This is a genomic window from Mangrovimonas sp. YM274 (genome assembly GCF_030908385.1).
Taxonomy (GTDB): Bacteria; Bacteroidota; Bacteroidia; order Flavobacteriales; family Flavobacteriaceae; genus Mangrovimonas_A.
Genome location: NZ_CP133091.1, coordinates 68,166 through 91,292, shown reverse-complemented (window position 1 = coordinate 91,292; position 23,127 = coordinate 68,166). Strand labels below are relative to the sequence as shown.

Here is a 23,127-nt window from a genome sequence, read left to right as displayed (position 1 = left end):
TCTAATAATCAAACTAATATAAAATAGGTTATATTTTCATGGAATGGGTAAATTCTCTTCCTTGGGTGGAAACCACAATTTTATAATCTCCTTTTCTGCTGTTGTCCAATTTGTAAATACGCTCTACCACTTTTTCATTTTTAATGGTTTCGGAGTGGATAGTTTCAAATTTGTCATCGTGATCGTAGGAATCGTCGTAGTAGATGTCTACTTCAATAGGGGCTAATTCCAAATCAAGCTTAGAGAACATAATTTTGTTGTTTTCTACCCTAAAAATAGGCTTGTAGAACTTGGTTTCTTTTTGCTTGCTAAATTCCACTTCGTGTGCTTGTACTTTAAATGGAATGATTTCAATAGCAACGTCTTTGTCGATTTCAAAGAAATAGTTGCCGTTTGGAAGTTCTGTAAGATCAAATAGATTGGAATAGGTTCCTGAGTTTGAAATGGTCTCTTTGTACAATACCATACCATTTAGGTCTCTAATCATTAATTTTTGTCCCTGTTTAACGTCTTCCAAAGTCAACATTGTTCTTTTTGCCGCCTTCATTTCTATGGAAGAAATGTTCGTGTTTGCATAACTGCTCATGGCTGCAATTAATGCTACCATAAGGATACTGTTTTTAATTGCTCTTTTCATGACACATATTTTTTAAGTTATTTGATATTCCAAAATTAGGGGCAATTTCGGGCGATAAAAACAACAATTTTTTCCAATTTATATGTTTAATTAACATTAATGCTTGTGTTAAGAAATTATTAAGTTAATTTAGCATAGATAATAGTTAAAATGGCATATACGTTAGATTTCTATTAATATTAATTTTGAATTTAAATTGCTGTTCCAATGAAAATTAAGCCTACATACGAAAAGGTAAGCCCTAGTTTTGGTAACTCCATTCTCGTAAGCCAACACACTGAAGCCGTGACCAACAATAATGGTAAATGGCACTTCCATCCTGAAATTGAATTGGTATATGTAAATAAAGGTCAAGGGAAACGTCATATAGGCAATCACTTGTCTTATTTTAACAACAGCCAATTGATTTTGTTGGGGTCCAATTTGCCTCATTATGGTTTTACCGATCGTTTAACCAGTAAGGGCTCCGAAACGATTATTCATTTTATGCCTGATTTTTTGGGGGATTTATTTTTTCAGAAGCCGGAAATGGCTGCTATTGGTCAACTCTTGGAGCGTGCTAAAAGTGGTATCCTTTTTAAACCTGAAACAAAAAGAATAGTGGGGCCTAAAATTGAAAGTTTGATTGAATATGAAGGCTTCAATAGAATTATGAAGCTCTTGGAAATTTTAAACGATTTGGGGTTGTCTAAAGATTATACTTTATTAAATGTAGATGGTTTTGCTTTTGAAACTGAGCCAAAAGACAGCGATAAGCTCAACGTTATTTTTAAATATATCAACAACCACTTTATGGCACCTATTCCTTTGGAAGATATAGCCGATAGGGTAAGTATGACGGTGCCTGCTTTTTGTAGGTATTTAAAAAAAGCTACCGGAAAGACGTTCACTAGGTTGGTCAATGAATACCGTGTGGTACACGCCACAAAATTATTGAACGAAAGTCAATTGAGTATTGCCGATATTTGTTTTGAAAGCGGTTTCAACAACTTCTCACATTTCAATAAAACTTTTAAGGAGATAACTGGTAAAAGTGCCTCAAAATACCGTGCCGAAATCAAGCACGTTATTCAGTATTAGTAGTTATTTTTCGCCATCCCATTCTGCATAGAATTGCTGAAGGTATTGCTCCATAAAGGCATGACGTTGCTCTGCAATTTGTCTGCCTGTTTGAGTGTTCATGCGATCTTTTAGCAGTAATAGCTTTTCGTAAAAATGATTGATGGAAGGCGCTGTGGAAGCTTTGTACTCCTCCTTGCTCATGTTGAGGTTGGGTTTAATTTCAGGATCGAACAGCTTACGGTTTTTGAAACCTCCATAATTAAAGCATCGGGCAATTCCTATGGCGCCAATGGCATCCAGTCTGTCGGCATCTTGCACGACACCCAGTTCTGGTGATTTAAAGGTTTGTATTTCATTCCCCCCTTTAAATGAAATGTGGGAAATGATATTTACGACATGTTCAATAACGGCAGAATCTACATTTTGATTGAACAGAAATTCTCTGGCAATTTTAGGGCCAACGGTTTCATCGCCGTCATGAAACTTACTATCTGCAATATCGTGTAATAGTGCTCCTAATTGTACTACAAATAAATCGACAGGTTCGGTTTTGCCAATATGCGCGGCATTGTTGTAAACTCTTAAAATATGAAACCAATCGTGTCCGCCTTCGGCTTTGGAAAGTTGGGCTTGGACAAAGGTTTTGGTATTGGCAATAATCTGTTCTGTGTTCATATGCTGTAAAACTAAAAATTCCTTCTAGAAAACTAAAAGGAATTTATATGGAGTTGACTCAATTTATTATTTCAATGCTGCTGGCTCTACCCATTTAAATTGGTATGAGTTTTCTGGAACTCTCATACGTTCAGATAAACGGGTTAATCTTGCTGGTAGCTTCATCAAGTAATCTCTTGCTTTTTCTGCTTCATCATTAAGATTGGTAATCTTGTCGATTTCCCAACGTTTTATGAGCTTTTCCAAAATTTCCACATAATCCGTAGAGGTGTAAACCCCGATACGTTGTGCTGTGTTTGAAAACTCTTCAAAAGCCGTAGAAATTTTATCGCCAGATTCTCTTAGGAAATGTGCTGGCATGGTGATTTTTTTCTTCATCATGTATTGAAAAGCCATCATCATTTGGCTAGGATCTACCTTGAAAATACGATCCACAAAATCACAGTAAGCGTGGTGGTGGCGCATTTCGTCTCCAGAAATGATTTTACACATTTTGGATAGTTGCTTGTTGCCTTTGTCTTTGGCGATCTTCGCTACGCGGTTATGCGAAATGTAAGTGGCCAATTCCTGGAAACTGGTGTACAAAAAGTTTTTGTAAGGATCTCTATCGGTACCAATATCAAAACCATCGGCAATTAAGTATTGTGTGGTTTTTTCAATTTCTTTCATGTTTACACGACCAGAAAGGTAAAGATATTTGTTAAGCACATCTCCGTGGCGGTTTTCTTCGGCGGTCCAATGGCGCACCCATTTGCCCCAGCCATTACGACCTACTTGGTCTACACCTTCTACGTCCATTAACCAGGATTCGTAGGTTGGCAAGGCTTCTTCGGTTATCATATCGCCCACTAAAACTACCCAAAAATCATAAGGAAGTTCTTTGGATAATTCACGGATTTCCTCCACTTCCGAGAAAAAAGTATCAGATTCTGAATCTGGCAAAAAGTCTGTGGGTTGCCAAATGGTTTCTATTGGGAGAAGGTACTTATCTATTAAGGAATCAACGTCTTTTTCCAAAAACTTCATGACTTCCAATCGTACATTTTTTAAAGACATAATAATATGTATTAATTGTTTGATGTTATTGTTGAATGTGTGAGGTAATTGTGTGTTCTACACTGTCAATAAGCTCATCGGTATTTGCAAAGGTAGCGATTTTAAGAGGCTTATGCACAGTCAAGGTAATATTTGCCCCCAATCCCATGGGGAATTTGCCGTAACGCAAAGTTTTCCAAGAGTTGTTTATGGTTAGTGGAACCACGGTAGCCGTTGGAATATTTTTTATTAAAGTTTGTAGCCCTCTTTTTTGAAATGGTTTTGGGTGTCCGTCCTTACTGCGTGTTCCTTCTGGGAAAATGACTGCTGCATAGTTGGTTTCGTTGATGAATTTCGAAAAGTCACTAATGGCTTTAATGGACTGTCTAGGGTTTTTGCGATCAATCAATGCTGAACCTCCATGGCGCAAATTGTAGGATACGCTTGGGATACCTTTCCCTAATTCAATCTTACTAATAAACTTAGGGTGGTGTTTTCTCATATACCACATTATTGGCGAAATATCATACATGCTCTGATGGTTGGCCACAATGATAACGGGCGCATCGGTATCGATATTGTAAGGGTTGTTATAGGTAAAGCGGGTGCCAAGTATGTTTAAACAGCGCAACAAGCAAAATTGAAGGATGTTGACAGTTTTTTCAAGGGTGTGGTAACCAAAAACACGGTGGCTGATCCATAGGATGGGGTGGAATATCAAGAGTGTCAATCCAAAGGCAATAAAGTAAAGAACCGTAAGAGGATATGCTAGGATTTTCATTTAGTAGCTAATAGGTTTTAAATTAAGGTCCAAAATTACACATAAAAAAACCACGCAAAAAGCGTGGTTTGCAATATTTGGAAAAAGTTGTTTAGCAAAACTCGTTGTAGGCGTCCACAAGGTTTTCGGCAATCATTTCGGCCGGACGTCCTTCAATGTGGTGACGCTCTAGCATGTGTACCAATTCTCCATTTTTAAATAGCGCCATAGAAGGGGAGCTTGGAGGAAATGGAATCATATATGAACGGGCTTTGTCCGTTGCTTCTTTATCTACACCTGCAAAAACAGTTACCAAGTGGTCTGGGCGTTTTGCATTTTGCAAACTTTGTCTTGCTCCAGGTCTTGCATTGGCTGCGGCACATCCGCATACAGAATTTACTACCACAAGGGTGGTTCCTTCTTTTGCAATTGCAGCGTCTACAGCTTCTACGGTGTGTAGTTCTTCAAAACCAACTTTGGTTAAATCTTCGCGCATTGGTTTTACTAATTCTGCTGGATACATATGTTTAAGTTTTTTTTGTTAAAAATTCATTTGATGCAAAGTTAATCAAAAATAGGGCAAAAAAGGCTTGGCAAATATATGTTCGTGTTAATCTTTGTTAAAGCTAAGGAGAAACCCATCGGCGGTAACATTGTCATCTAGAGTCATTTGGTTGCCAGAGATGTTGAGCTGTCCATTCAGCATGTTTTCAACAGTGATATATTCTCCTTCTTCAGTGGTGCTTAGGTTATAATTGTACGTGCCAGTGGGTAGTCCGTCATAAATAGTGTTCTCTGTATGGTTGTTGGTAACAGTTATGGTGGTGTTGGATGTATTGAAATCCCAAATAATGAGACCCGGTTCAAATTCGTCATCTACACCAGCAAAGCCACCGGTAACCCTTACTAAGTTCCAAGAGCCTTCTAAATTATTGGTGTTGGCATTGTCATCGTCCGAATTGCAACAGGAGTATAAACTGCTGAAGAATAGGAGAGCAATTAAAAGTTGAGTTTTCATAAAGTGTGGTTGTGTGTTGTGATTTATAGATGATGAAAATGTCTAAAGGTTGCGTATTCCAAAGTAAAAAGCCTCAATGAAAAATTGCAAAATAGTATCTTTGGAATTCAAAAATATACAGATGAGTTTTTCAAAATGGATTGGGGCTTCCTTGGGGTGGTCTATTGGTGGCCCAATAGGAGCTATTATTGGTTTGGCACTTGGCAGTATGGTGGACGCTGCGGTTAATGAAAATAGAGATACCTTATTGGGAGAGGGCAAGGGGCGCAAAAGACCTCAATATTCAACAGAAACACATACAAGGCCACAAACGCAATCGGGAGATTTTGAAGTGAGTTTGCTGGTGTTGGCCTCAGTGGTCATTAAGGCTGATGGCAAACAGGACCAACGAGAATTGGATTTTGTGCGCCAGCAGTTTGCCAATATGTATGGAAAAGAGCGTGCCAATCATGCTTTCAAACTTTTTAAGGGCATCAGCAAACAGAATATTTCTACACGACAGGTCTGCGGACAGATTTACAGAATGATGGATCATCCATCACGTTTGCAGTTGTTGCATTTTCTCTTCGGAATCGCCAAGGCTGATGGGCATGTTACCGAAGCGGAAGTCACGCAAATCTATACCATTTCGGGGTATTTGGGTATTAGTGCCCGCGACTTTGAAAGTATCAAGGCCATGTTCTATAATAGTATCGATAATGCCTATAAAATCTTGGAAATTGAGCAGTCGGCTTCAGTAGAAGAGATTAAGGCTGCGTATCGTAAAATGGCCAAAAAGTACCACCCAGATAGAGTGATTCACCTGGGTGAAGAACACCGAAAGGGAGCAGAAGAAAAGTTCCGACAGGTGCAGGAAGCCTATGAACAACTTCAAAAGGAGAAGGGGTTTTAATGTAAGTCGGTGCGATAGATATTGTTCAATAAAAAAAATAATTTTAAAACTATAGGAGACCTTTTTTGAAAATGACCATAAAGTAATAAAGACAATTTATGAGCGATCAAAAAATAGTGGCACTTTTCAAATCTGGTCATCGAGAAAAGGCGTTCAGGCAACTGTATAAGCTGTACCCAAAAATTGAAAGAATGATACTTTCTAAAGGTGGGAAAAAGCAAGACGCCAAGGACGTATTCCAAGAGGCTTTGATTGTGCTGTACCGCAATCTCCAAAAGCCCAATTTTCAACTTACTTCTTCAATTTACACCTATCTATATGCCGTGTCACGGTATATTTGGAGTGATACCCAAAATAATCTCAACAAACTTTCTAAAAGTGATCTTAATGAGAATTTAGAAGATATTTCCAGCCAAGTTCAGGAGGAAAAAAAGTACCGCTTTGCAGAGCGTGCTTTTTCTGAATTAGGAGAACGATGTCAGCAATTGTTGCTTATGTTTTATCACAAAAAAATGTCCTTTAGAGACATTGCCAAAGTGATGCAGTTTAAGTCTGAAAAAATTGCGAAAAACCAGAAGTATAAATGCTTGGCTAAGGCCAAAGACATTTTTCAAAACACCTTTCAATCTGTTCAATCCTAATTCAAAACCTCATGGAAAACTATATAAATAACATAGAATTAATCGACCAATATGTAAACGGATTGTTGTCTAGTGAAGCGTTGGCTAGCTTTGAAGAGCGATTGCAATACGATGGAGATTTTAATAGTTTGTACCAAGAGCATTTGGTGATGCTGGGTGGTATGGATCGTGTGGCTTTAAGGGCCGAAATGGCTAAGGGATACCAAGCCTATAAGCTAGGTAAATGGCTTAAGGTTGTTGCGGTTTCGGTATTTGTAGCAATTGTTTCTACAGTCTTGTTTGTAGTATTATCAAAGTCTGGTGAGAGAGAAGAAACTCCCAAGTCGGATACAACAAAGTCCATCATTGATCCAATTACTGAGGAAGAATATCCTAAAGAGAAAGTTGTAATTGCTTTGGATTCCATCCAAGTGGAAAAAGCTTCCAATGTAGGTTTGGTGAAAGATTCTGTGCAGGTTGAGATAGTCACTAAAACCTCAAAGCAGACGTATAAGCTAATTTTGAAAGAGGCTGAAATCATAGTCGTGAATACGGCCAAAGATACGGTTATAGTTTGCAGGGAAGGCACAAGGTTGCGGATCAAAGCCAATTCATTTGTTTATAAAAATTCAGGACGTATCGTCAATGGAAATGTCAATTTAAAAGTATCTGAATATTATGAGCTTGCAGATATGTTGTTGGCAAATTTAACCACTCGAAGTCATGATGAGCAGTTGGAAACAGGAGGTATGTTACATCTGGAAGCTTTTCAAAATGGCAAAGCTCTAGAGTTAAAAAATGGAGTTGCCATTGAAATAGGGTTTCCTAAAAAGGGTCAAAAGGATGGCATGCAATTGTTTTCCGGGAAAGTGCAAGGTGATTATGTCAATTGGGAAGTTCAGCCTGTAATAGAGGAAATAGTATCTGTTGAAGAAGTGGAGGAAGTTGATATTGAAGTGCCATTTTCGGTAATAGAACAGGCGCCCATATTTCCTGGTTGTGAAACTAAGGGTGATGATCAATTGCGTCGGGAATGTTTTCATGCGGCAATAAAGAAACATGTTCAAAGGTATTTTAACACTGATATTGCTGCTGGTCTTGGTATTACCGGGAGACAACGAATCATGAGCATATTTAAAATTAGCAAGCATGGGGAGGTGCAGTTTGTTCAATCTAGTGGGGCCCATCCATTATTGGAGGAAGAAGCCAATAGGGTAATTGGGCTTTTGCCTAAAATGATCCCGGGCAAGCAGAGAGGAAGAGCGGTTGCAGTACCCTATTCGTTTCCAATATTATTTAGTGTGGATAATGAAAAGGTTGAAGGATTTGGGGTTAGGGACACAGCATTGGTGACTACCGAGATGTTACGTAGAGGTTTGTTTCCTGCGGATACCATTTATACAAAAGTAAGAGGGGTTACCGAGAAGATTAGGGAGATCATGAAGGACAAGGATTTTGTGGTGGATTCTGCTTTTGTGAAAGAATGGCGACGATATGAAGAGGAGAAATTGATTCGTGAGTTTGGTTGGGCAAGTACCAGAAAAGTTATGTTGAGAAAACCATTGTTTGAAATGCGGGGAAGCCGATTTAAGATTCTTGAGAATGATTCCATTACGCGTGGAGGGCATGTTATTAGGATTCCTTTGGATAGTGCGGAGGTGCCATCACAAACGGTAGAAATGGAATTAGTGCCCAAAGCCATTGGGTATATTGGCGGGGATAAGGTAAGTGCCGAAGTGTTTGAAAAGAGAGTTGACGATAGTACAGATGATAAAGTGACTTCTAAAGATGTGAGTTATTATGTGTTGAGGACTGCTAATTTGGGTTGGATCAATTGCGATAGGTTTGTAAAGAGTCGAGGTGCAAAAGTCAAATTTAAACTTAAGATCAAAAATTCTGAAGAAGCCAATGTAAATATGGTTTTTAATGATTATAATTCGGTGTTGCCAGGTTGGAAAGCTAATGATGAAATTGACTTTGGTACCGTATCCAAAAACGAGGATATTACTATTGTGGCGATTAAACGAGACGGAGGGAAACTCTATTTTGATGCGATAGAAACCAATACCTCTGAAACGAACAACATTATATTGGACTTTAAAGAGGTGAGTATTGCAGAGCTTAAAGCCTATTTTGAGGATATTTCTTTGGCATTTTAAACGTATTTCTTTAATTCACATGAAACCTAATGCCTAAAAAGAAACGTCTGCCTTGATTAGGTGCAAAGACATAGGAAGGATCAAAAGTTAGGGCGTATGGGTTGTCTGCAGTTGGGACAACATTCCCATTGTTATCAAATTCTACGTTTTCATCAAACGGATCATGGGCTCTAGCGATAATAAACGGATTGCCTTTGTTTGGTGTCCAATTGAGAAGGTTTTTGATACCGGTATAAAATTCAAAATTAGTCAACCCGTCATAGGTAAGTTGAATATTTTGAATGCTCCATACGGGAGAGTATGCACTTCTCGGGTCCAGGTCGCCCAATAATGGGAGCCGCATGGGGCCATAGAGGTTTCCGGTATAATCCAAACTGAGATTGGTGGGGTAATTTTTGTAGGTAAGCGCCCAGGTGCCTGAGAATTTTTCGGTTAGGATTTGTTCGATTTTTTGACCGTCGCGCTGCTGGGAAACATCTTGAAAGGTGGCTCCTAAGAGGGCTTTTAAGCCACTGGCAAAAGTGGCGTCTATATTTAGGCTAATTCCTTTTGAAGTGGCATAGCCGTCCAAGTTTTTATAAATAATCTGATTGGGATTACTGTCGTAATCTGGTATAATGGCATTGGTAAAATAAGTGTACCAAATGGAGGTATCGAAGTTGAACATCATACCGTTATTGGTGTAGAGTTTTTTGAGATAATTCAAATTGATATTGAAGGAACGTTCGGGTTTGAGGGTTTCTTCAATAATGACCTCTCGAGATCCCGTAAGGGCAGCGTGTTCCTCAGTAAATAAGTTGACGACCCTAAAGCCTGTGCCTGCATTTAAGCGAAGGATATCAGTGTTTGTAGGGTTGAATTTGTAGGCTAATCTAGGCGTAAGGATGGAACCGTGTCGATGGTCGTAATCGTAGCGTAGGCCCAACAATAGTTTTTGTTTTGTGGTAATTTGAATTTCATCTTGTGCAAATACAGAAGGAATCAGCACTTCGTCTGCTGTAGTGGTGGCGGGCGTGTTGTCGTTGTAGAAATTATAACGAGCCGCAACACCAAATAATAAGTTATGCTTGTTAAGCGGTTTGTCCCAAACCAATTGGGAGAAACCAATGCGTTGCTGTGCAAGGTAGGGAGAGTTCCCATACACTGAATTTTGGTCGTGATCGGCATAAGAAAACTGTAGGTTGAGCAATTCGGTGGTTGGCAATTGATAATTGCCTAAAAGTTCAAAACGCGTGGTGTAGATGCTTTCTCCGTAAACTTCATTACCTCCTCGGTAACTTTTATTCCATTGCATTTCACCACCCCAACGGTCTTCATAAAAAAAGCGTCCTGCAACAGACAGTTGTTTGTTGCTGTTGCGTTTAAAGTGCCATTTTTGAAAAACAGAAATCCGATCTTGCAGGGTGACATCGGTAAAATTATCGCGGTTGTTATCAATGGGGTTGCTGTAATTGTAATAGTTCGCTCCAGTGAGCAGCGATATCTTTTTGCCGAGATTTAATTTCAATCCCAAATCCAAATTAGACTCTCCCCAACTGGTTACAAAACCATCGGTGGCAATGGTTGAGGCTGTACTTGGATGCTTGGTGATAATATTGATAAGTCCGCCAACCGCTTCACTTCCGTAAAGGGATGAAGCGGGGCCTTTGATGATTTCAACCTGTTCAATCAAGGAATTTGGAATTCCGGATAGGCCATACACGGTAGATAAACCACTTACAATAGGCATCCCGTCGATAAGCACCAAAGTGTAAGGGCCTTCCAAGCCATTAATGTGGATGTCTCCGGTGTTACAAACATTGCAATTGAGTTGAGGTCGCACACCGTTCACATTTTGTAAAGCTTCAAAGATGTTTGGAGTTGGGTTTTTTTTGAGAAAAGTGGTGGAATAAACTTCTACAGGTACGGGGCTCTCCAATCGGTTAACAGGTTTTAGGGTACCGGTAATGACTATTTCATCTAGTGATTCCGATTCTTGAAGGTCAAACGAAAGATGGAGGTTGTCATTTTTTAATTGAATGGTTTTTTGTTGGGATGTGTAACCGGTGAAAGAGACAACTATTGTATACCTGCCTGGCGCAATATTGTTTATCTCATAGCTTCCATGTTCATCGCTAGTGGTGCCCAAAGAAGTGTGTTTTAAATAGACGTTGGCAAAGGGCAAGACTTCTCCATTGCTGTAGACATTTCCTTTTATTTGAAAGTGTTGTTGAGCAAGAACAGTGTTAAAACACAATATCAGAGCAGGTAAGAGTAGCCTCATGTAAATAATATTTTGCGCAAAGGTAAATAAATATTTAGGCAAGACTAAAAATTAATTTAAGTTTGTGTAAAGTTTGTATATTTGCATAAAAATTTGTTCATGTTATCGCTTTCAGAAGAAAACTACTTAAAAGCTATTTACCACTTGGGGAAATTTGGTGCAGTTTCGGTGAGCACGAGTGCTGTGGCTCAGCAAATGGAAACCAAGGCATCATCGGTTACCGATATGATTAAAAAACTATCTGAGAAGGATTTGGTGAGTTATCGTAAGTATCAAGGAGCCAAATTGACTAATGAGGGGCGTAAAATAGCCGCTTCGGTAGTGAGAAAGCATAGGTTATGGGAGGTGTTTTTGGTAGAACATTTAAATTTCTCTTGGGATGAGGTTCATGATGTGGCTGAGCAGTTGGAACATATCAAATCCGAAAAACTCATCAATCAATTGGATGCCTTTTTGGAATTTCCTACCCATGACCCCCATGGAGATCCTATTCCAGATAAGGACGGACAGATTAAAAAAACTGAAAAAGTATTGCTCGCTCAGATTCAGGAATCTGAAGTTTGTATGTGTATTGGTGTAAAGGATACCTCTAAAGATTTTTTAAAGTATTTGGATAAGCATCGTATTGCATTGGGCACCTCGTTCAAGGTGTTGTCAAAGGAATCTTTTGATGAATCTATGATAATAGAAGTTAATGATAAGCCATTGAGTATTTCCAAAACGGTGTCTAATAACTTGTATGTAAAACTAAGCGAATGAGTATTAGCAACCCTATAGTCAATCTTGTAGTCTTTGTATTGCTGGTCGCTTTGCTCTTCTTTTTGTTTAGGCCAGTGAAGGGTTGGGTTTGGATTATTCGAAATAGTATCAAAACCAACCAAAAAATAATTACAGAAGACATTTTAAAACAAATGTATACCCTGGAAACCATGGGTGAGTCAATTTTTAAGGAGGAATTAATGAATGGCTTGAAGTACCGTAATGGTGTCCTGGAAGACGTGATGGATGCCATGGCTGTTTCTGGGTTGATTGCACTTGAGGGGAAAGAAATGTCATTGTTGCCCATGGGGCGTGAATATGCCATAAAAATAGTTAGGGTGCATCGGCTTTGGGAAAAATACCTTGCCGAGAAAACAGGTTTTGATAAAACCGAATGGCATCCTAGAGCCGAAAAAATGGAGCATCAGTTAAGCTATGAGGAGACCAATGTTTTAGCTACCAAACTTGGTAATCCCATTTATGATCCGCATGGTGATCCCATCCCGTCGCATTTAGGGGAGGTTACCGATATCGATGGAAAGCATTTGGTGGATCTAGAAGCAGATACGGTTGGAAAAATCGTTCATATTGAAGACGAGCCTGCTGTTATATATCATCAAATTCTTGCTGAAAATATTCATATAGGGTCACATATTCGTGTTGTTGAAAACAATGAAAAGCGGGTGGTGTTTTATTCCGAAGGAGAAGAGTTTATTCTGGCTCCAGAAGTGGCTAGAAATTTGACTATTGAAGTCTTTACTGAAGATGTATATATCGAGGAAGATGCGGTACGTTTGTCTGCATTAAAAAGTGGAGAATCGGCTGAAATATTAGGGATTTCCAAAGAATGCAGAGGTGAGAGTCGCCGTCGTTTGTTGGATTTAGGATTTGTAAAAGGAGCATCCATTCACATAGGTTTGGAGAGTCCATTGAGAAATCCTAAAGCCTATATTGTTAAAGGGTCTGCCATTGCGTTGCGAGATGACCAGGCAGCTAAGGTATTGATTAAAAGGAAATGAGATGGAGGAAAAGAAACCGATAGTGAGCAGTGCATGCGAGGTGTGTCCTCAGTATAATCCTAAAGGACTTAAGAAGTTGGGGGTCAATGCTGAGAATACGGATTTTGTGGTGGCTCTAGCTGGTAATCCAAATACAGGAAAGAGTACCGTTTTTAATGCTTTAACGGGCTTGCGACAGCATACAGGGAATTGGCCGGGAAAAACGGTAACGAGAGCGGAAGGTGGTTATCAGTACAATGATAAAAAATACAAACTGGTGGATTTGCCAGGAACTTACTCCTTGTTGTCTACTTCAGAAGATGAAGAGGTCGCGAGAAATTTTATCCTATTTGGAAAACCAGATGTTACCGTAATAGTGGTAGATGCTGGACGTTTGGAGCGAAATTTGAATTTGGTTCTTCAAATTTTGGAAATTACAGGCAAGGCCGTATTGTGTTTAAACCTTATGGACGAGGCTAAACGAAATCATGTGGAAGTAAATACAAGAGCTCTGGCCAGACGTTTGGGGATTCCTGTAGTTGCCACTAGTGCGCGTTTTAATGAGGGAATTCCTGAATTGATTGATGTTGTCAGTCAAGTGGCTACCGGAAAGGTAGATTGTCGTCCTCACCGTATTAAAAATGTTCCAAAGAAGATTGAGGAAGCGGTTGAAACATTGAGTGCTGAGCTTGAAAAGCAATTTCCGTCTTTGCCCAATAGCCGTTGGATTGCCTTTAGATTATTAGAAGGTGATGAGCGTGTTATTGAAGCGTTAAGAGAACGGGAATTTGAATTAGATTGATGTTATGAGTAATAAGTCTGTTGAAAATATTATAGAGTTATCCAATGACCTTCGCTGGAAATTGGGAGGTGATTTTCACGATCATATCACCGAAAGCATCTATGCCGATGCCTCGGAAATTGTAAGCGAAACTGTTAGTAAAAATGATAAAAAGGGAGGGCATCCTTTAGATGTCAAAATCGATCAGATTGTGACTAGTAAGCGATGGGGTTTCCCAATCATGTTTTTGATTTTGGCAGTGGTGCTTTGGTTGACCATAGTGGGGGCTAATTATCCTTCGGCATTATTGGCCGAATTGTTGCTGGAAACAATCCATCCCGCCTTAAAAAGCGGAGCCGAAAGCTTGCAGTTTCCATGGTGGTTGAGTGGGTTTTTAATAGATGGCGTATATTTGGCCTTGGCTTGGGTAATTGCCGTAATGCTGCCTCCAATGGCTATTTTCTTTCCGTTGTTTACCCTTTTGGAAGATTTTGGGTATTTGCCAAGGGTGGCTTTCAATTTGGATTATCTGTTTAAAAAATCGGGAGCGCATGGCAAGCAGGCCTTAACCATGAGTATGGGCTTTGGCTGTAATGCCGCAGGCGTTGTGGCTACCAGGATTATCGATAGTCCTAGGGAGCGTTTAATTGCCATTCTTACCAATAACTTCTCCTTATGTAATGGAAGGTGGCCCACACAGATTTTAATTGCGACCATTTTTGTTGGTGCTGTAGTTCCAAAGTCACTGTCTGGATTTGCATCCGTTGCTACGGTAATAGGGGTTGCTGTTTTGGGGATGGCCTTTATGTTTTTGAGTTCTTGGCTATTGTCAACAACCGTTTTGAAAGGACAGGTGTCTACGTTTAATCTGGAATTGCCGCCTTACAGGCCTCCCAGGTTTTGGAAAACCCTTTATACGTCTCTGATTGATAGAACTTTGATTGTGTTATGGCGCGCTATAGTCTTTGCTGCTCCCGCAGGTGCAGTCATTTGGTTGATTTCCAATGTTGATATTGGTGACCATAGTATCGCGTTTTGGATGATTGATTCCTTGGATGGCTTTGGTTGGCTATTGGGTTTAAATGGTGTGATTTTGGTTGCTTATATCGTTGCAATACCAGCCAATGAAATCGTGATCCCCACTATTTTAATGTTAACAGTATTGGTAACGGGCCTTGCGGCCGGTGAAGGTGCAGGGGTCATGTTTGAATTGGATTCAGCTAATGCTACTGGGGATATATTAAAGGCAGGCGGTTGGACCTTGTTGACAGCCATTAATTTAATGTTGTTCAGTTTGCTGCATAACCCTTGTAGTACGACCATCTATACCATTTACAAGGAAACCAATAGTGTAAAATGGACGGCAGTAGCCACCTTGATGCCTTTAATTATGGGCTTTGTGGTAACCTTTTTGGTGGCTCAGGTTTGGCGTTTGTTTATGTGATAGAGAAGTTTTTATCTAATGTGTCTTACAGTTTGTAAATCAATTTAAACATAACAATTCTTGGCATGATAAAGGTTTTGCTATCGCTGATTAAAAAATTGCTAAAACTGTTTTGTTGTTTAAAGCCAATATCAAAAATATTGGTTGCTTCAATTTCAAATCCCCAAGGGCTATCTTCTTTTTGATAAAAGAGTGAGGCGTTGGCTATGTCAAAGGTATTGTGGCTATTAGAAGTTTTGTTTTTATAATTCTCGTAGGCGTAGTCTGCCTTAAAAATAAAGTCCTTTAAAAAGTCGTATTCAACATTGAAAAAGAAGCGGTTATTTTCAAAATTGTTTTGAATTCCAGAAGAGCGATACGTGTTGAAATCTTTGGTGTAGCCAATTTCAATATTTGGAAAAGCTTTGTAAAAAGTCTCTGCGCTAAGAGTTGCAGAAGTGTTTTTTGAAATGTTCAGATTGGTGTTGCTATTTAATATTTGATAAAAATCGTTATAACTATACCTGCTGCTGAAACTATAGCGTATGCGTTTTATTTTCTTTGATATTTTACCACTCACATTCCAATTGTGTTCCGGTTGGTCAAACATGATATAGGTGCTGTACTGGTCTATACCATCTAAAATAGTAGTGGTTTTGAAGTGTTCTAATTTTTTGTTGAAACTACTGTTGAAGTTTAAGTTGAGCTGTTTAAAGAGGCTGAACTTATAATAGCTAAGGCTTAGCGTGTGATAGAGTTGGTTCTCTAAGGTTGGATTTCCTTTATAAACACTGTTGAAGTTGCCCAAAACATAATTGCTGGCCAATCGATTGACGGTTGGAAAACGACTGTTCAAACGGTAACGGAAATTGAGCTTTTCGCTGTTACTGAATTCAACTTTACTGGTGAACTGTGGCAGCGTCAATGTTTTTTGATGCGTTGCTCGCATATGGTATTGTGCGGTTGTCCAATAGTAAAAATGCGTGTAGAGCATGGGTTTGAAAATGGCCTTACCTATTTGGAATTTGTATTCTAGGCCTATAAAGGTGTCAATAAAATGATAGTCAAAATCATTGCCAAATCCTGCGTTATTAAAGTTGTTAACCGTGCCATTGCTAAGGTGTTGTGCGTCTTGGGTGTAAAAGTTGGAAAAGGCAGAATTCACTCCTACACTGGTGTACAGGTGATTGAAGTTGTTAAGCACCCAATAATCTTTGGCAATGGCAGAGGCATTGTGCGAGTTGGATTTTTTGGTTTGAAGGATGTTATAAACCGTGTCAGTTTCCAAAGGAATGAGCTCTTGTAATATTTGTTGGTTCGTAAGCCACTCGGTGAAGGGTTGGTCGTTTTGAAAAGTGTAATTGGCCTCTAAAGTGGCTGTATGGGCTTTTGACAGTTTTCTGCTGTAGCTTAAATTCTGTTTGAGTTGCAAACCTTTAATATCCGTGGTGGTTGCAATGGTATTGTTTAGGCTAGGGTTATTGGTGTTTATAAATCCATAACTATCGTTATTGGTTAGTTTTATAAAACTATTATAGGCCAAATCTTCCTCAAAACTGGGGTCGTAGTCCAACGTAAGTTTTCCAATGGTAAAGAAATTGTTCAGTTTATTGGAAACCGTTCTCTGTTCCACAAAAGGGTCTGTATTATTGAGGTATTCGTTGAGCGTTTCACTTCTGGTGTCGGTTTTGCTTTTGGAGCCTATAACATAGCTGTGGAGGTTTGTTTTTGGGCTTAGGGCTTGTTGGATGTTTAGGGCACCAAATTGGTTGGTGTTGGCCGTGTAATCTTGGTTGTTGAGGTACTGTGCAAAGTCGCTATTGTACAAACTGAAATACCCTGTGGCATCCGTTAGTAGTTTTCCAAATCCGCCCTCGAAGTCGAGAAAATCCTTAAAGGTAAAACTTTTAACGCCTTGGTTGTTCAGGTCGCCTATCAGGTTCACATTGGTATTGGGGCTATAATAAAATAGGTTGGGGTGCAAGAGGTAGCGCTCTTTGATGCCGGTTCCTACTTCTACATCGCCAAAGGCAAATTCTTTTTTATCCTCCTTGAGTTTGATGTTCATGGCCATGTCCTCGCTGTCTTCCAAGTTTTTTAGCATGGCCACCTCATTGTAGTTATCCAGTACTTCTACTTTGTCTACGGCATCGGCAGGGATATTATTTACGGCCAATTTGCTGTTGCCTGTAAAAAAGGTTTTGTTTTCTACCAGTACTTTGGTCACTTTTTTACCCTGTACGGTCACATTGCCAGCTTTATCTACTTCTACACCGGGTAATTTTTTGAGGACTTCACGCAGTTTACGTTCTTCACCTGTTGTAAAGGCATCAACTTTGTAGGTGATGGTGTCTTTTTTTACCGAAACCGGAGGCGTGTAGTTAAGGGTGATTTCGTCCAGTTGGTTGGGGCTTTCTTTGAGGATAAAATCCTTATGCAGATCTTGCTCAGTGGTATTAAGTGCTATTTTATTTGGCGTATAGCCCAAATAACTCACGGTTAGGGTATAGGCCTGATTTTTTGATAGCCCCAATTTGTACTGCCCATTCTCTTCGCTTATGGCAAAGCGTACCTCTTGATTGTCGGCATCAGGTATGGCCAAAATATTGGCATAGCCCAAAGGTTGTAGTAGGCTATCGGTTACTTTTCCAGAAACAACTACGGTTTGGGCATGCAATGAAAATCCTGCCAGTAAAAGCAGGATTTTTAAATTAAGAAAAACGTATTTAATTTTTAATTTTTTTGCCAAGGACTATTTTCTCTAACGTTTTGGCCAAATTGATCCAATTCGTCTTGAGTTGTCAATTTGCCTTTTGGTAGTTCAGGAATTTGTACACTTGAAGTTTCCATTTTTATGCTGTTGGAATAATAAGTAATTCTGTCATCTGTTAATTCCAATATTAATCCAGGTAAATTACAAAATCCTTTTGGACCAAAAGGAAAAGGAATTTCAGGAGCATACCAAGCTGTAACCTCTTTTTTAAAATCTCCGCTAGAGTTTTTAGTAAAATAAAAGGAAGTCGCTTTATAACAGGTGTATTTGCCAATTATTTTGGTTTCTTTAGATAATTTCCACTTAATAGTTTTAATGGAATCTTGAATTATAAACTTTTGGCCATAGGCATTAAACCATTTTATAACTACGCCTTTATCTAAATTACAGAAATATTGATTTTCACTCCCTAAGATGATTTTGGCCATTTGATGAACTTCTGGAGAATAGTCACTATCGAGTTGGTTGTTCCCGTAGAAGTGTGAAAGTTTTGAGTTGGCCTTTAAATTCATTTTCATTGAATTTAAGTATTTAAAAGCTTCTTCAATTGATTTGAATGCCTGATTCATACTTTCGTCTTTTCTTGCAGAAGAAGAGATGTTAGGTAATTTGGCTTTAATATTATATTCAACTTGAATACTTTGGGAATAACAGCATAAGTTAAAAAATAGTAGTACAAGGCTGAAATAATTATTGATTAAACTCATTCGCGGCTGCAATATTTTTTTGGTCAACACAGTAGTCAAAAGCATTACTTCCCATTTCATATGCTTCAGATGCGGAGAAGCCCAATTTAAGAGCAAGATGTTCATTTGCCAAAGCTACAGTTACACAGCCTTCATAATTATAACCTGATGCGTTTACAGAGCTAATAAAAGTGAAGCCTATCATTGTTGAATAAAGTATTTTTTTCATAATTTCTAAAATTTAAAACCCATATGTTTTTTATAATGGGTTGGTTAGTAAAACAAATTGTGTGGCCCGCAGGCCCAGAAGTTTTAATTTTTAGAAGTGTAGAAGTTTTGTGGGTAATTATTAGTTCAGAAAAGAACTTAAAAAAAACTGGTACCAGTTACGATCGATCTTGTTGTCTTGGTGAAAACATACAGACTTCTAAACTGTAGGCTTTTACTGTTGACATGTCAAACATAAAAAAAAAAAAAACTAAAACAGCAAAAAAATCCTACAAATTATTTGTAAACGCCATGATGTTAATTTGTTGTGCTTTCAGGGAGCACACTATTGTTATGATGTACGGAAAAACCTTAATTGAATTTTACCATTTTAATGTCCTGAGTTTTCAAAAGCTTTTTTGGCAGAAGTATTATACTCTTCTTGAGTCATTGATTTTCCTTTTTGCGGTGGATTAATTACTATGTCTTTATCACTGAATTTAATCTTCTGCGCATAATATATAATTCTATCTGTAGAAAATTCCAAAACCAAACCTGGTAAGCCAACGCTTTCAAAAGGTCCAAAATTAAAAGATAATTCAGGGCAATACCATGCAGTCATTTTATATTTTGATTTTTGGTTATTTGATCCTGTTAGTACCTCAACTTCGCATACCGCTTTAAAGCAATTGTAATTTTCAATTTTTTTTGTCTCGTTTAAAAATGTCCAAACAAAATCTTGATAGTTTTTCTTAATATTTATGGTTTCACCTATAAAGTTAAATGATTCGATAATCTCTTCTTTTAAGTTATTTGAATAGAATAATTTGTTTCCTCGTGCAGCTAAAAGAGCTATATCTTTAAAATAATTTTTATTGTCCTCTCTTAATTCGTCTATGCCTTCAAAAACAGACTCATTTTTATTAAAACTTAGCTGAAATTCTAGTTGTGAAAGCTCTTGTTCAATTAAAACAATCATCTTACTGTTATTGTCATTAGTATACTCAGTTGATTTTTCAACTTCGTTTTTCTTTACTTTATATGTGACCACTCCAGATTTAGACTGAGCAATGCTTACGTTTACAAATAAAGTAATTAATAGATAAATTATTTTTTTCATGTTTTTAAAAAAACAAGGCAAGTGAAATGTAAAACCCATTCACTTCCCTTATTAATACTTAATTCTCTTTAATTAAGGTATCTATCTTCTATACACTTATCCATTGCATAAAAAAATGCTTCATAGAAGTTGATTCCATAAACTACTGACACATATTGAGCCGTCTCTAATGCAAGATCCGCACATGGAGTGTCATCGTTTACCGCTTGAGCACTGTTACTAACTGAACTAGTAAAGCAGAATAGTGTTATAAGCATTACTTTAATTACTCTTTTCATAATTTCTAAAATTTAAAACCCATATGTTTTTTATAATGGGTTGGTTAGTAAAACATTTTTGTGGCCCGCAGGCCCAGAAGTTTTAATTTTTAGAAGTGTAGAAGTTTTGTGGGTAATTATTAGTTCAGAAAAGAACTTAAAAAAAACTGGTACCAGTTACGATGGATCTTGTTGTCTTGGTAAAAACATCCAGACTTCTAAACTGTAGGTTTTTACTGTCGACATGGCAAACATAAAAAAAAAAAAAACTAAAACAGCAAAAAAATCCTACAAAATATTTGTAAGCGCTATGGTGTTAATTTGTTACGCTTTCAGAGAGCTCACTATTGTTACGAAGTACGGAAAAACCGTAGTTGGTTTTTGTGTACTAGTTTGAAGTTTTTTAGAATAAAGAAAGTGCTTTTGTCTTCCTAAAAGTTTTTTGTCTTTAGTCTAAAAGTGAAACGGTCTTGAGTCTGTATAGAATTGTAAAAGAAGTTTTTTTAATGACAGCCGCAATCATCTTTACCACAACCTTTAGTAGGTGCTTTTTTGGTCCAAAAGAACTTCTTGGCCAAGAAGGCAACCGCCAAGACTAAGGCGGTAATTACTAAGATGTTTTGAATGAAGGTATTCATAAATTTTTAGTCTTTATTTTGGGAGCTTCCTTACTTAAGCACTTGAAAGGCAATAAGCGCTATTGCATAAGCAAAGCTACTCATTACCACCAATTGTAGGGATGGCCACTTCCAACTATTGGTTTCGCGTTTTACCACGGCTAAGGTGCTCATACATTGCATGGCAAAGGCGTAGAACAGCAATAAGGAAATCCCTGATGCAAAATTGAACAATGGTGTCCCTAAAATAGGATTGACTTCACCAGCCATTCTATTTTTAATGGTTTCTTCTTCATCACTTCCCACACTGTAAATAGTCGCTAAGGTGCCAACAAATACTTCTCTGGCAGCAAAGGAGCTCAAAATGGCGATGCCTATTTTCCAATCATAGCCCAAAGGTTGTATAACAGGTTCAATAGCTCTTCCCGCCAATCCAATAAAGCTGTGTTCTAGTTTATAGGAGGCAATATGTTGTTGAAGGGCTTCTTCTTCCAAATGTTCCTGTGAGAATTGGGAGGTTACAATAGCCTCGGCATTATTAAAATCGTCGCCAGGGCCGTAGGACGCCAAAAACCATAAAATGATGGAAATGGCTAAAATAATTTTACCGGCACCAAATACAAAGCTCTTGGTTTTTTCAATCACCGTTAAGGCTACATTCTTAAATAGAGGTAATTTGTAATTGGGCATTTCTACCACAAAAAACGAACGACTCTTAATTTTTAAGACTCTATTTAATAGATAGGCAGAACCAATGGCCGCACCAAAACCGATAAGGTATAGGAGCATTAGGGTCATGGCTTGATATCCTAGTCCTAAAAACCGTCCTTTTGGAATCACCAAAGAGATGATGATGAGGTATACGGGAAGCCTTGCGGAACAGGTGGTAAAAGGGGTTACCAGGATAGTGATAAGGCGTTCCTTCCAGCTTTCAATATTACGGGTGGCCATTACAGCAGGTATCGCACAGGCGGTTCCTGAAATAAGAGGGACTACGCTTTTGCCGCTAAGGCCAAAACGACGCATGATGCGGTCCATAAGGAATACCACGCGACTCATATAACCTGTTTCTTCTAAAATGGAAATAAAAAGGAATAAAAAGGCAATTTGTGGAATAAAGATGACGATGCCGCCCAGTCCAGGAATGATTCCCTCGGCAATTAAATTAGTGAATTGTCCCTGTGGTAAATGGTCTTTGGTCCATTCGCTCATTGAGGCGAATAGGCCATCGATAAAATCCATAGGGATACTTGACCAATCATAAATTGCCTGAAACATGGTGAGTAGGATCAGGAAGAAAATGAGATAGCCCCATACTTTATGCGTAAGAATGCGGTCTAGTTTTATTCTTAAATCCTTGGCAGTAGCCAAATCTATGGTTTGTCCTTTTTTAAGAGCGTTATTGATAAATTGGTAACGCTTTATGGTTTCCTTTTGTTGAAGGCGTTTTAAGTCGTTTTTGCTTTTGGTTTTAAAATCGTCCAAAGCATCTACTTCCTTTCTGCTAACGTTTCCAAAGTTTACATCCTGGGTGATTACCAACCAAAGTTTATATAGCAACTGGTTGGGAAAGGCCGATTTCAATCTCGAAAAATAATCGTGGTCAATATCACTGGCATCGAGGCATGGTTGGGTAGACAATTCCCTAAAATTGGTGATAAGTTCCTTGAGCTTGTCAATACCCATATTTTTACGGGTACTAACCAGGGCAATTTTGGTATTCAGTTCTTTTTCCAAAACATCGATATCCAAAGAAATGCCCTTGTATGCCATCCTGTCGGCCATATTGATAACCAATATGGTAGGGATTTCGAGGTCTTTGATTTGGGTGAACAATAGCAGGTTGCGCTTTAGATTTTCCACATCGCTCACCACTACGGCGACATCCGGAAAGTCCTTGTCGTTTTTATTAAGGAGAAGCTCAATCACCACATTTTCATCCAGAGAGGAGGCGTTCAAACTGTAGGTTCCCGGTAAATCAATGATATGAGCTTTGACACCTCGAGGTAATTTGCAAACGCCTTCTTTCTTTTCAACAGTAATACCTGGGTAGTTTCCAACCTTTTGGTTTAGTCCGGTAAGGGCATTGAATACGGAGGTTTTACCGGTGTTGGGGTTTCCTATTAAAGCGACATTGATCTGCTTACCCATTGGTGATTTCAATTAATATGTGTGCTGCAGTTTCTTTTCTAATGGCCAAATGCGACCCATTGATGTTCAAATACAAAGGGTCTGAAAATGGGGCCACTTGTACCAATTCAACCATATTTCCTGGTAAACAACCCATTTCGAGAAGTTTTAAGGGAATATGTATGGAAGAGACATCTTTGATGATGCCTGTTTGTCCTCGTTTTAAATGTGCTAAAGTAACCTGCAAGCTTATTT

At 38.5% G+C, this 23,127-nt stretch carries 21 protein-coding genes and 1 pseudogene; 7 read left to right on the top strand and 15 right to left on the bottom strand.

What is annotated here, in order from left to right:
• Positions 1–28: 28 nt before the first annotated feature.
• Complete coding sequence (locus RBH95_RS00420) at positions 29–637, bottom strand: hypothetical protein (protein ID WP_307900767.1); 609 nt, start codon at positions 635–637, stop codon at positions 29–31.
• A gap of 207 nt (positions 638–844) precedes the next feature.
• Between RBH95_RS00420 and RBH95_RS00415 the strand changes: the two genes are divergently transcribed.
• Positions 845–1,717, top strand: coding sequence for an AraC family transcriptional regulator (locus RBH95_RS00415; RefSeq protein ID WP_307900766.1), 873 nt, complete (start codon positions 845–847; stop codon positions 1,715–1,717).
• A 3-nt stretch (positions 1,718–1,720) separates the two neighbouring features.
• Here the strand turns inward: RBH95_RS00415 and RBH95_RS00410 are convergent, their stop codons facing one another.
• The 5 genes from RBH95_RS00410 to RBH95_RS00390 form a co-directional block, all read right to left on the bottom strand.
• Complete coding sequence (locus RBH95_RS00410; protein ID WP_307900765.1) at positions 1,721–2,374, bottom strand: HD domain-containing protein; 654 nt, start codon at positions 2,372–2,374, stop codon at positions 1,721–1,723.
• Positions 2,375–2,440: 66 nt separating this feature from the next.
• Positions 2,441–3,430 (bottom strand): acyl-ACP desaturase, encoded by a 990-nt coding sequence (locus tag RBH95_RS00405; protein ID WP_076662554.1) that lies wholly within the window; start codon positions 3,428–3,430, stop codon positions 2,441–2,443.
• A 25-nt stretch (positions 3,431–3,455) separates the two neighbouring features.
• On the bottom strand, positions 3,456–4,190 hold the full coding sequence (locus RBH95_RS00400) for a 1-acyl-sn-glycerol-3-phosphate acyltransferase (protein WP_307900764.1): 735 nt from the start codon (positions 4,188–4,190) through the stop codon (positions 3,456–3,458).
• 91 nt (positions 4,191–4,281) lie between these two features.
• Complete coding sequence (locus tag RBH95_RS00395; protein WP_053977081.1) at positions 4,282–4,692, bottom strand: BrxA/BrxB family bacilliredoxin; 411 nt, start codon at positions 4,690–4,692, stop codon at positions 4,282–4,284.
• Positions 4,693–4,779: 87 nt separating this feature from the next.
• Positions 4,780–5,187, bottom strand: a complete 408-nt coding sequence (locus RBH95_RS00390) for a hypothetical protein (RefSeq protein ID WP_307900763.1) — start codon at positions 5,185–5,187, stop codon at positions 4,780–4,782.
• Between the two features lie 121 nt (positions 5,188–5,308).
• Here RBH95_RS00390 and RBH95_RS00385 point away from each other — a divergent pair, with 121 nt between their 5' ends.
• From RBH95_RS00385 to RBH95_RS00375, 3 genes are all read left to right on the top strand, one after another.
• Positions 5,309–6,079: a molecular chaperone DjiA gene (locus RBH95_RS00385; RefSeq protein ID WP_307900762.1), complete on the top strand. Its 771-nt coding sequence runs from the start codon at positions 5,309–5,311 to the stop codon at positions 6,077–6,079.
• Positions 6,080–6,177: 98 nt separating this feature from the next.
• Complete coding sequence (locus RBH95_RS00380) at positions 6,178–6,720, top strand: RNA polymerase sigma factor (protein ID WP_307900761.1); 543 nt, start codon at positions 6,178–6,180, stop codon at positions 6,718–6,720.
• An 11-nt stretch (positions 6,721–6,731) separates the two neighbouring features.
• Positions 6,732–8,858 carry a hypothetical protein gene (locus RBH95_RS00375; RefSeq protein WP_307900760.1) on the top strand — a complete coding sequence of 709 codons (2,127 nt, stop codon included), beginning with the start codon at positions 6,732–6,734 and terminating at the stop codon, positions 8,856–8,858.
• Positions 8,859–8,868: 10 nt separating this feature from the next.
• On the opposite strand, the gene RBH95_RS00370 is transcribed toward RBH95_RS00375, so the two are convergent.
• Complete coding sequence (locus RBH95_RS00370; protein WP_307900759.1) at positions 8,869–11,121, bottom strand: TonB-dependent receptor; 2,253 nt, start codon at positions 11,119–11,121, stop codon at positions 8,869–8,871.
• Positions 11,122–11,220: 99 nt separating this feature from the next.
• Here RBH95_RS00370 and RBH95_RS00365 point away from each other — a divergent pair, with 99 nt between their 5' ends.
• From RBH95_RS00365 to feoB (RBH95_RS00355), 3 genes and pseudogenes are all read left to right on the top strand, one after another.
• Positions 11,221–11,880 (top strand): metal-dependent transcriptional regulator, encoded by a 660-nt coding sequence (locus tag RBH95_RS00365; protein ID WP_307900758.1) that lies wholly within the window; start codon positions 11,221–11,223, stop codon positions 11,878–11,880.
• Positions 11,877–12,899 (top strand): iron dependent repressor, metal binding and dimerization domain protein, encoded by a 1,023-nt coding sequence (locus RBH95_RS00360; RefSeq protein ID WP_307900757.1) that lies wholly within the window; start codon positions 11,877–11,879, stop codon positions 12,897–12,899. The genes RBH95_RS00365 and RBH95_RS00360 overlap by 4 nt, the downstream gene beginning before the upstream one ends.
• 22 nt (positions 12,900–12,921) lie before the next feature.
• Positions 12,922–15,103, top strand: a pseudogene (gene feoB / locus RBH95_RS00355) (ferrous iron transport protein B).
• Positions 15,104–15,128: 25 nt separating this feature from the next.
• On the opposite strand, the gene RBH95_RS00350 reads toward feoB (RBH95_RS00355), so the two are convergent.
• The 8 genes from RBH95_RS00350 to RBH95_RS00315 form a co-directional block, all read right to left on the bottom strand.
• Positions 15,129–17,831 carry a carboxypeptidase-like regulatory domain-containing protein gene (locus tag RBH95_RS00350; RefSeq protein ID WP_307900756.1) on the bottom strand — a complete coding sequence of 901 codons (2,703 nt, stop codon included), beginning with the start codon at positions 17,829–17,831 and terminating at the stop codon, positions 15,129–15,131.
• A complete protein-coding gene (locus RBH95_RS00345) occupies positions 17,816–18,562 on the bottom strand; it encodes a GLPGLI family protein (RefSeq protein WP_307900755.1) in 747 nt (248 codons plus the stop codon). Before RBH95_RS00345 ends, RBH95_RS00350 begins: the two co-directional genes overlap by 16 nt.
• A complete protein-coding gene (locus RBH95_RS00340) occupies positions 18,546–18,770 on the bottom strand; it encodes a hypothetical protein (protein WP_307900754.1) in 225 nt (74 codons plus the stop codon). The genes RBH95_RS00345 and RBH95_RS00340 overlap by 17 nt, the downstream gene beginning before the upstream one ends.
• A gap of 369 nt (positions 18,771–19,139) precedes the next feature.
• On the bottom strand, positions 19,140–19,868 hold the full coding sequence (locus RBH95_RS00335) for a GLPGLI family protein (RefSeq protein ID WP_307900753.1): 729 nt from the start codon (positions 19,866–19,868) through the stop codon (positions 19,140–19,142).
• Positions 19,869–19,936: 68 nt separating this feature from the next.
• Complete coding sequence (locus RBH95_RS00330; RefSeq protein WP_307900752.1) at positions 19,937–20,146, bottom strand: hypothetical protein; 210 nt, start codon at positions 20,144–20,146, stop codon at positions 19,937–19,939.
• Positions 20,147–20,628: 482 nt separating this feature from the next.
• Positions 20,629–20,763: a FeoB-associated Cys-rich membrane protein gene (locus RBH95_RS00325; protein WP_307900751.1), complete on the bottom strand. Its 135-nt coding sequence runs from the start codon at positions 20,761–20,763 to the stop codon at positions 20,629–20,631.
• Between the two features lie 30 nt (positions 20,764–20,793).
• Positions 20,794–22,893: a ferrous iron transport protein B gene (gene feoB / locus RBH95_RS00320; RefSeq protein ID WP_307900750.1), complete on the bottom strand. Its 2,100-nt coding sequence runs from the start codon at positions 22,891–22,893 to the stop codon at positions 20,794–20,796.
• Entirely contained in the window at positions 22,886–23,119 is a 234-nt protein-coding gene (locus RBH95_RS00315) for a FeoA family protein (protein ID WP_053990010.1), read from the bottom strand. The genes feoB (RBH95_RS00320) and RBH95_RS00315 overlap by 8 nt, the downstream gene beginning before the upstream one ends.
• Positions 23,120–23,127: the final 8 nt, after the last annotated feature.

What these genes read in the sequence shown, in the direction of transcription:
- RBH95_RS00420 (WP_307900767.1), bottom strand. Translation starts at nt 637, where the DNA reads ATGAAAAGAGCAATTAAAAACAGTATCCTTATGGTAGCATTAATTGCA.
- RBH95_RS00415 (WP_307900766.1), top strand. Translation starts at nt 845, where the DNA reads ATGAAAATTAAGCCTACATACGAAAAGGTAAGCCCTAGTTTTGGTAAC.
- RBH95_RS00410 (WP_307900765.1), bottom strand. Translation starts at nt 2,374, where the DNA reads ATGAACACAGAACAGATTATTGCCAATACCAAAACCTTTGTCCAAGCC.
- RBH95_RS00405 (WP_076662554.1), bottom strand. Translation starts at nt 3,430, where the DNA reads ATGTCTTTAAAAAATGTACGATTGGAAGTCATGAAGTTTTTGGAAAAA.
- RBH95_RS00400 (WP_307900764.1), bottom strand. Translation starts at nt 4,190, where the DNA reads ATGAAAATCCTAGCATATCCTCTTACGGTTCTTTACTTTATTGCCTTT.
- RBH95_RS00395 (WP_053977081.1), bottom strand. Translation starts at nt 4,692, where the DNA reads ATGTATCCAGCAGAATTAGTAAAACCAATGCGCGAAGATTTAACCAAA.
- RBH95_RS00390 (WP_307900763.1), bottom strand. Translation starts at nt 5,187, where the DNA reads ATGAAAACTCAACTTTTAATTGCTCTCCTATTCTTCAGCAGTTTATAC.
- RBH95_RS00385 (WP_307900762.1), top strand. Translation starts at nt 5,309, where the DNA reads ATGAGTTTTTCAAAATGGATTGGGGCTTCCTTGGGGTGGTCTATTGGT.
- RBH95_RS00380 (WP_307900761.1), top strand. Translation starts at nt 6,178, where the DNA reads ATGAGCGATCAAAAAATAGTGGCACTTTTCAAATCTGGTCATCGAGAA.
- RBH95_RS00375 (WP_307900760.1), top strand. Translation starts at nt 6,732, where the DNA reads ATGGAAAACTATATAAATAACATAGAATTAATCGACCAATATGTAAAC.
- RBH95_RS00370 (WP_307900759.1), bottom strand. Translation starts at nt 11,121, where the DNA reads ATGAGGCTACTCTTACCTGCTCTGATATTGTGTTTTAACACTGTTCTT.
- RBH95_RS00365 (WP_307900758.1), top strand. Translation starts at nt 11,221, where the DNA reads ATGTTATCGCTTTCAGAAGAAAACTACTTAAAAGCTATTTACCACTTG.
- RBH95_RS00360 (WP_307900757.1), top strand. Translation starts at nt 11,877, where the DNA reads ATGAGTATTAGCAACCCTATAGTCAATCTTGTAGTCTTTGTATTGCTG.
- RBH95_RS00345 (WP_307900755.1), bottom strand. Translation starts at nt 18,562, where the DNA reads ATGAGTTTAATCAATAATTATTTCAGCCTTGTACTACTATTTTTTAAC.
- RBH95_RS00340 (WP_307900754.1), bottom strand. Translation starts at nt 18,770, where the DNA reads ATGAAAAAAATACTTTATTCAACAATGATAGGCTTCACTTTTATTAGC.
- RBH95_RS00335 (WP_307900753.1), bottom strand. Translation starts at nt 19,868, where the DNA reads ATGAAAAAAATAATTTATCTATTAATTACTTTATTTGTAAACGTAAGC.
- RBH95_RS00330 (WP_307900752.1), bottom strand. Translation starts at nt 20,146, where the DNA reads ATGAAAAGAGTAATTAAAGTAATGCTTATAACACTATTCTGCTTTACT.
- RBH95_RS00325 (WP_307900751.1), bottom strand. Translation starts at nt 20,763, where the DNA reads ATGAATACCTTCATTCAAAACATCTTAGTAATTACCGCCTTAGTCTTG.
- feoB (WP_307900750.1), bottom strand. Translation starts at nt 22,893, where the DNA reads ATGGGTAAGCAGATCAATGTCGCTTTAATAGGAAACCCCAACACCGGT.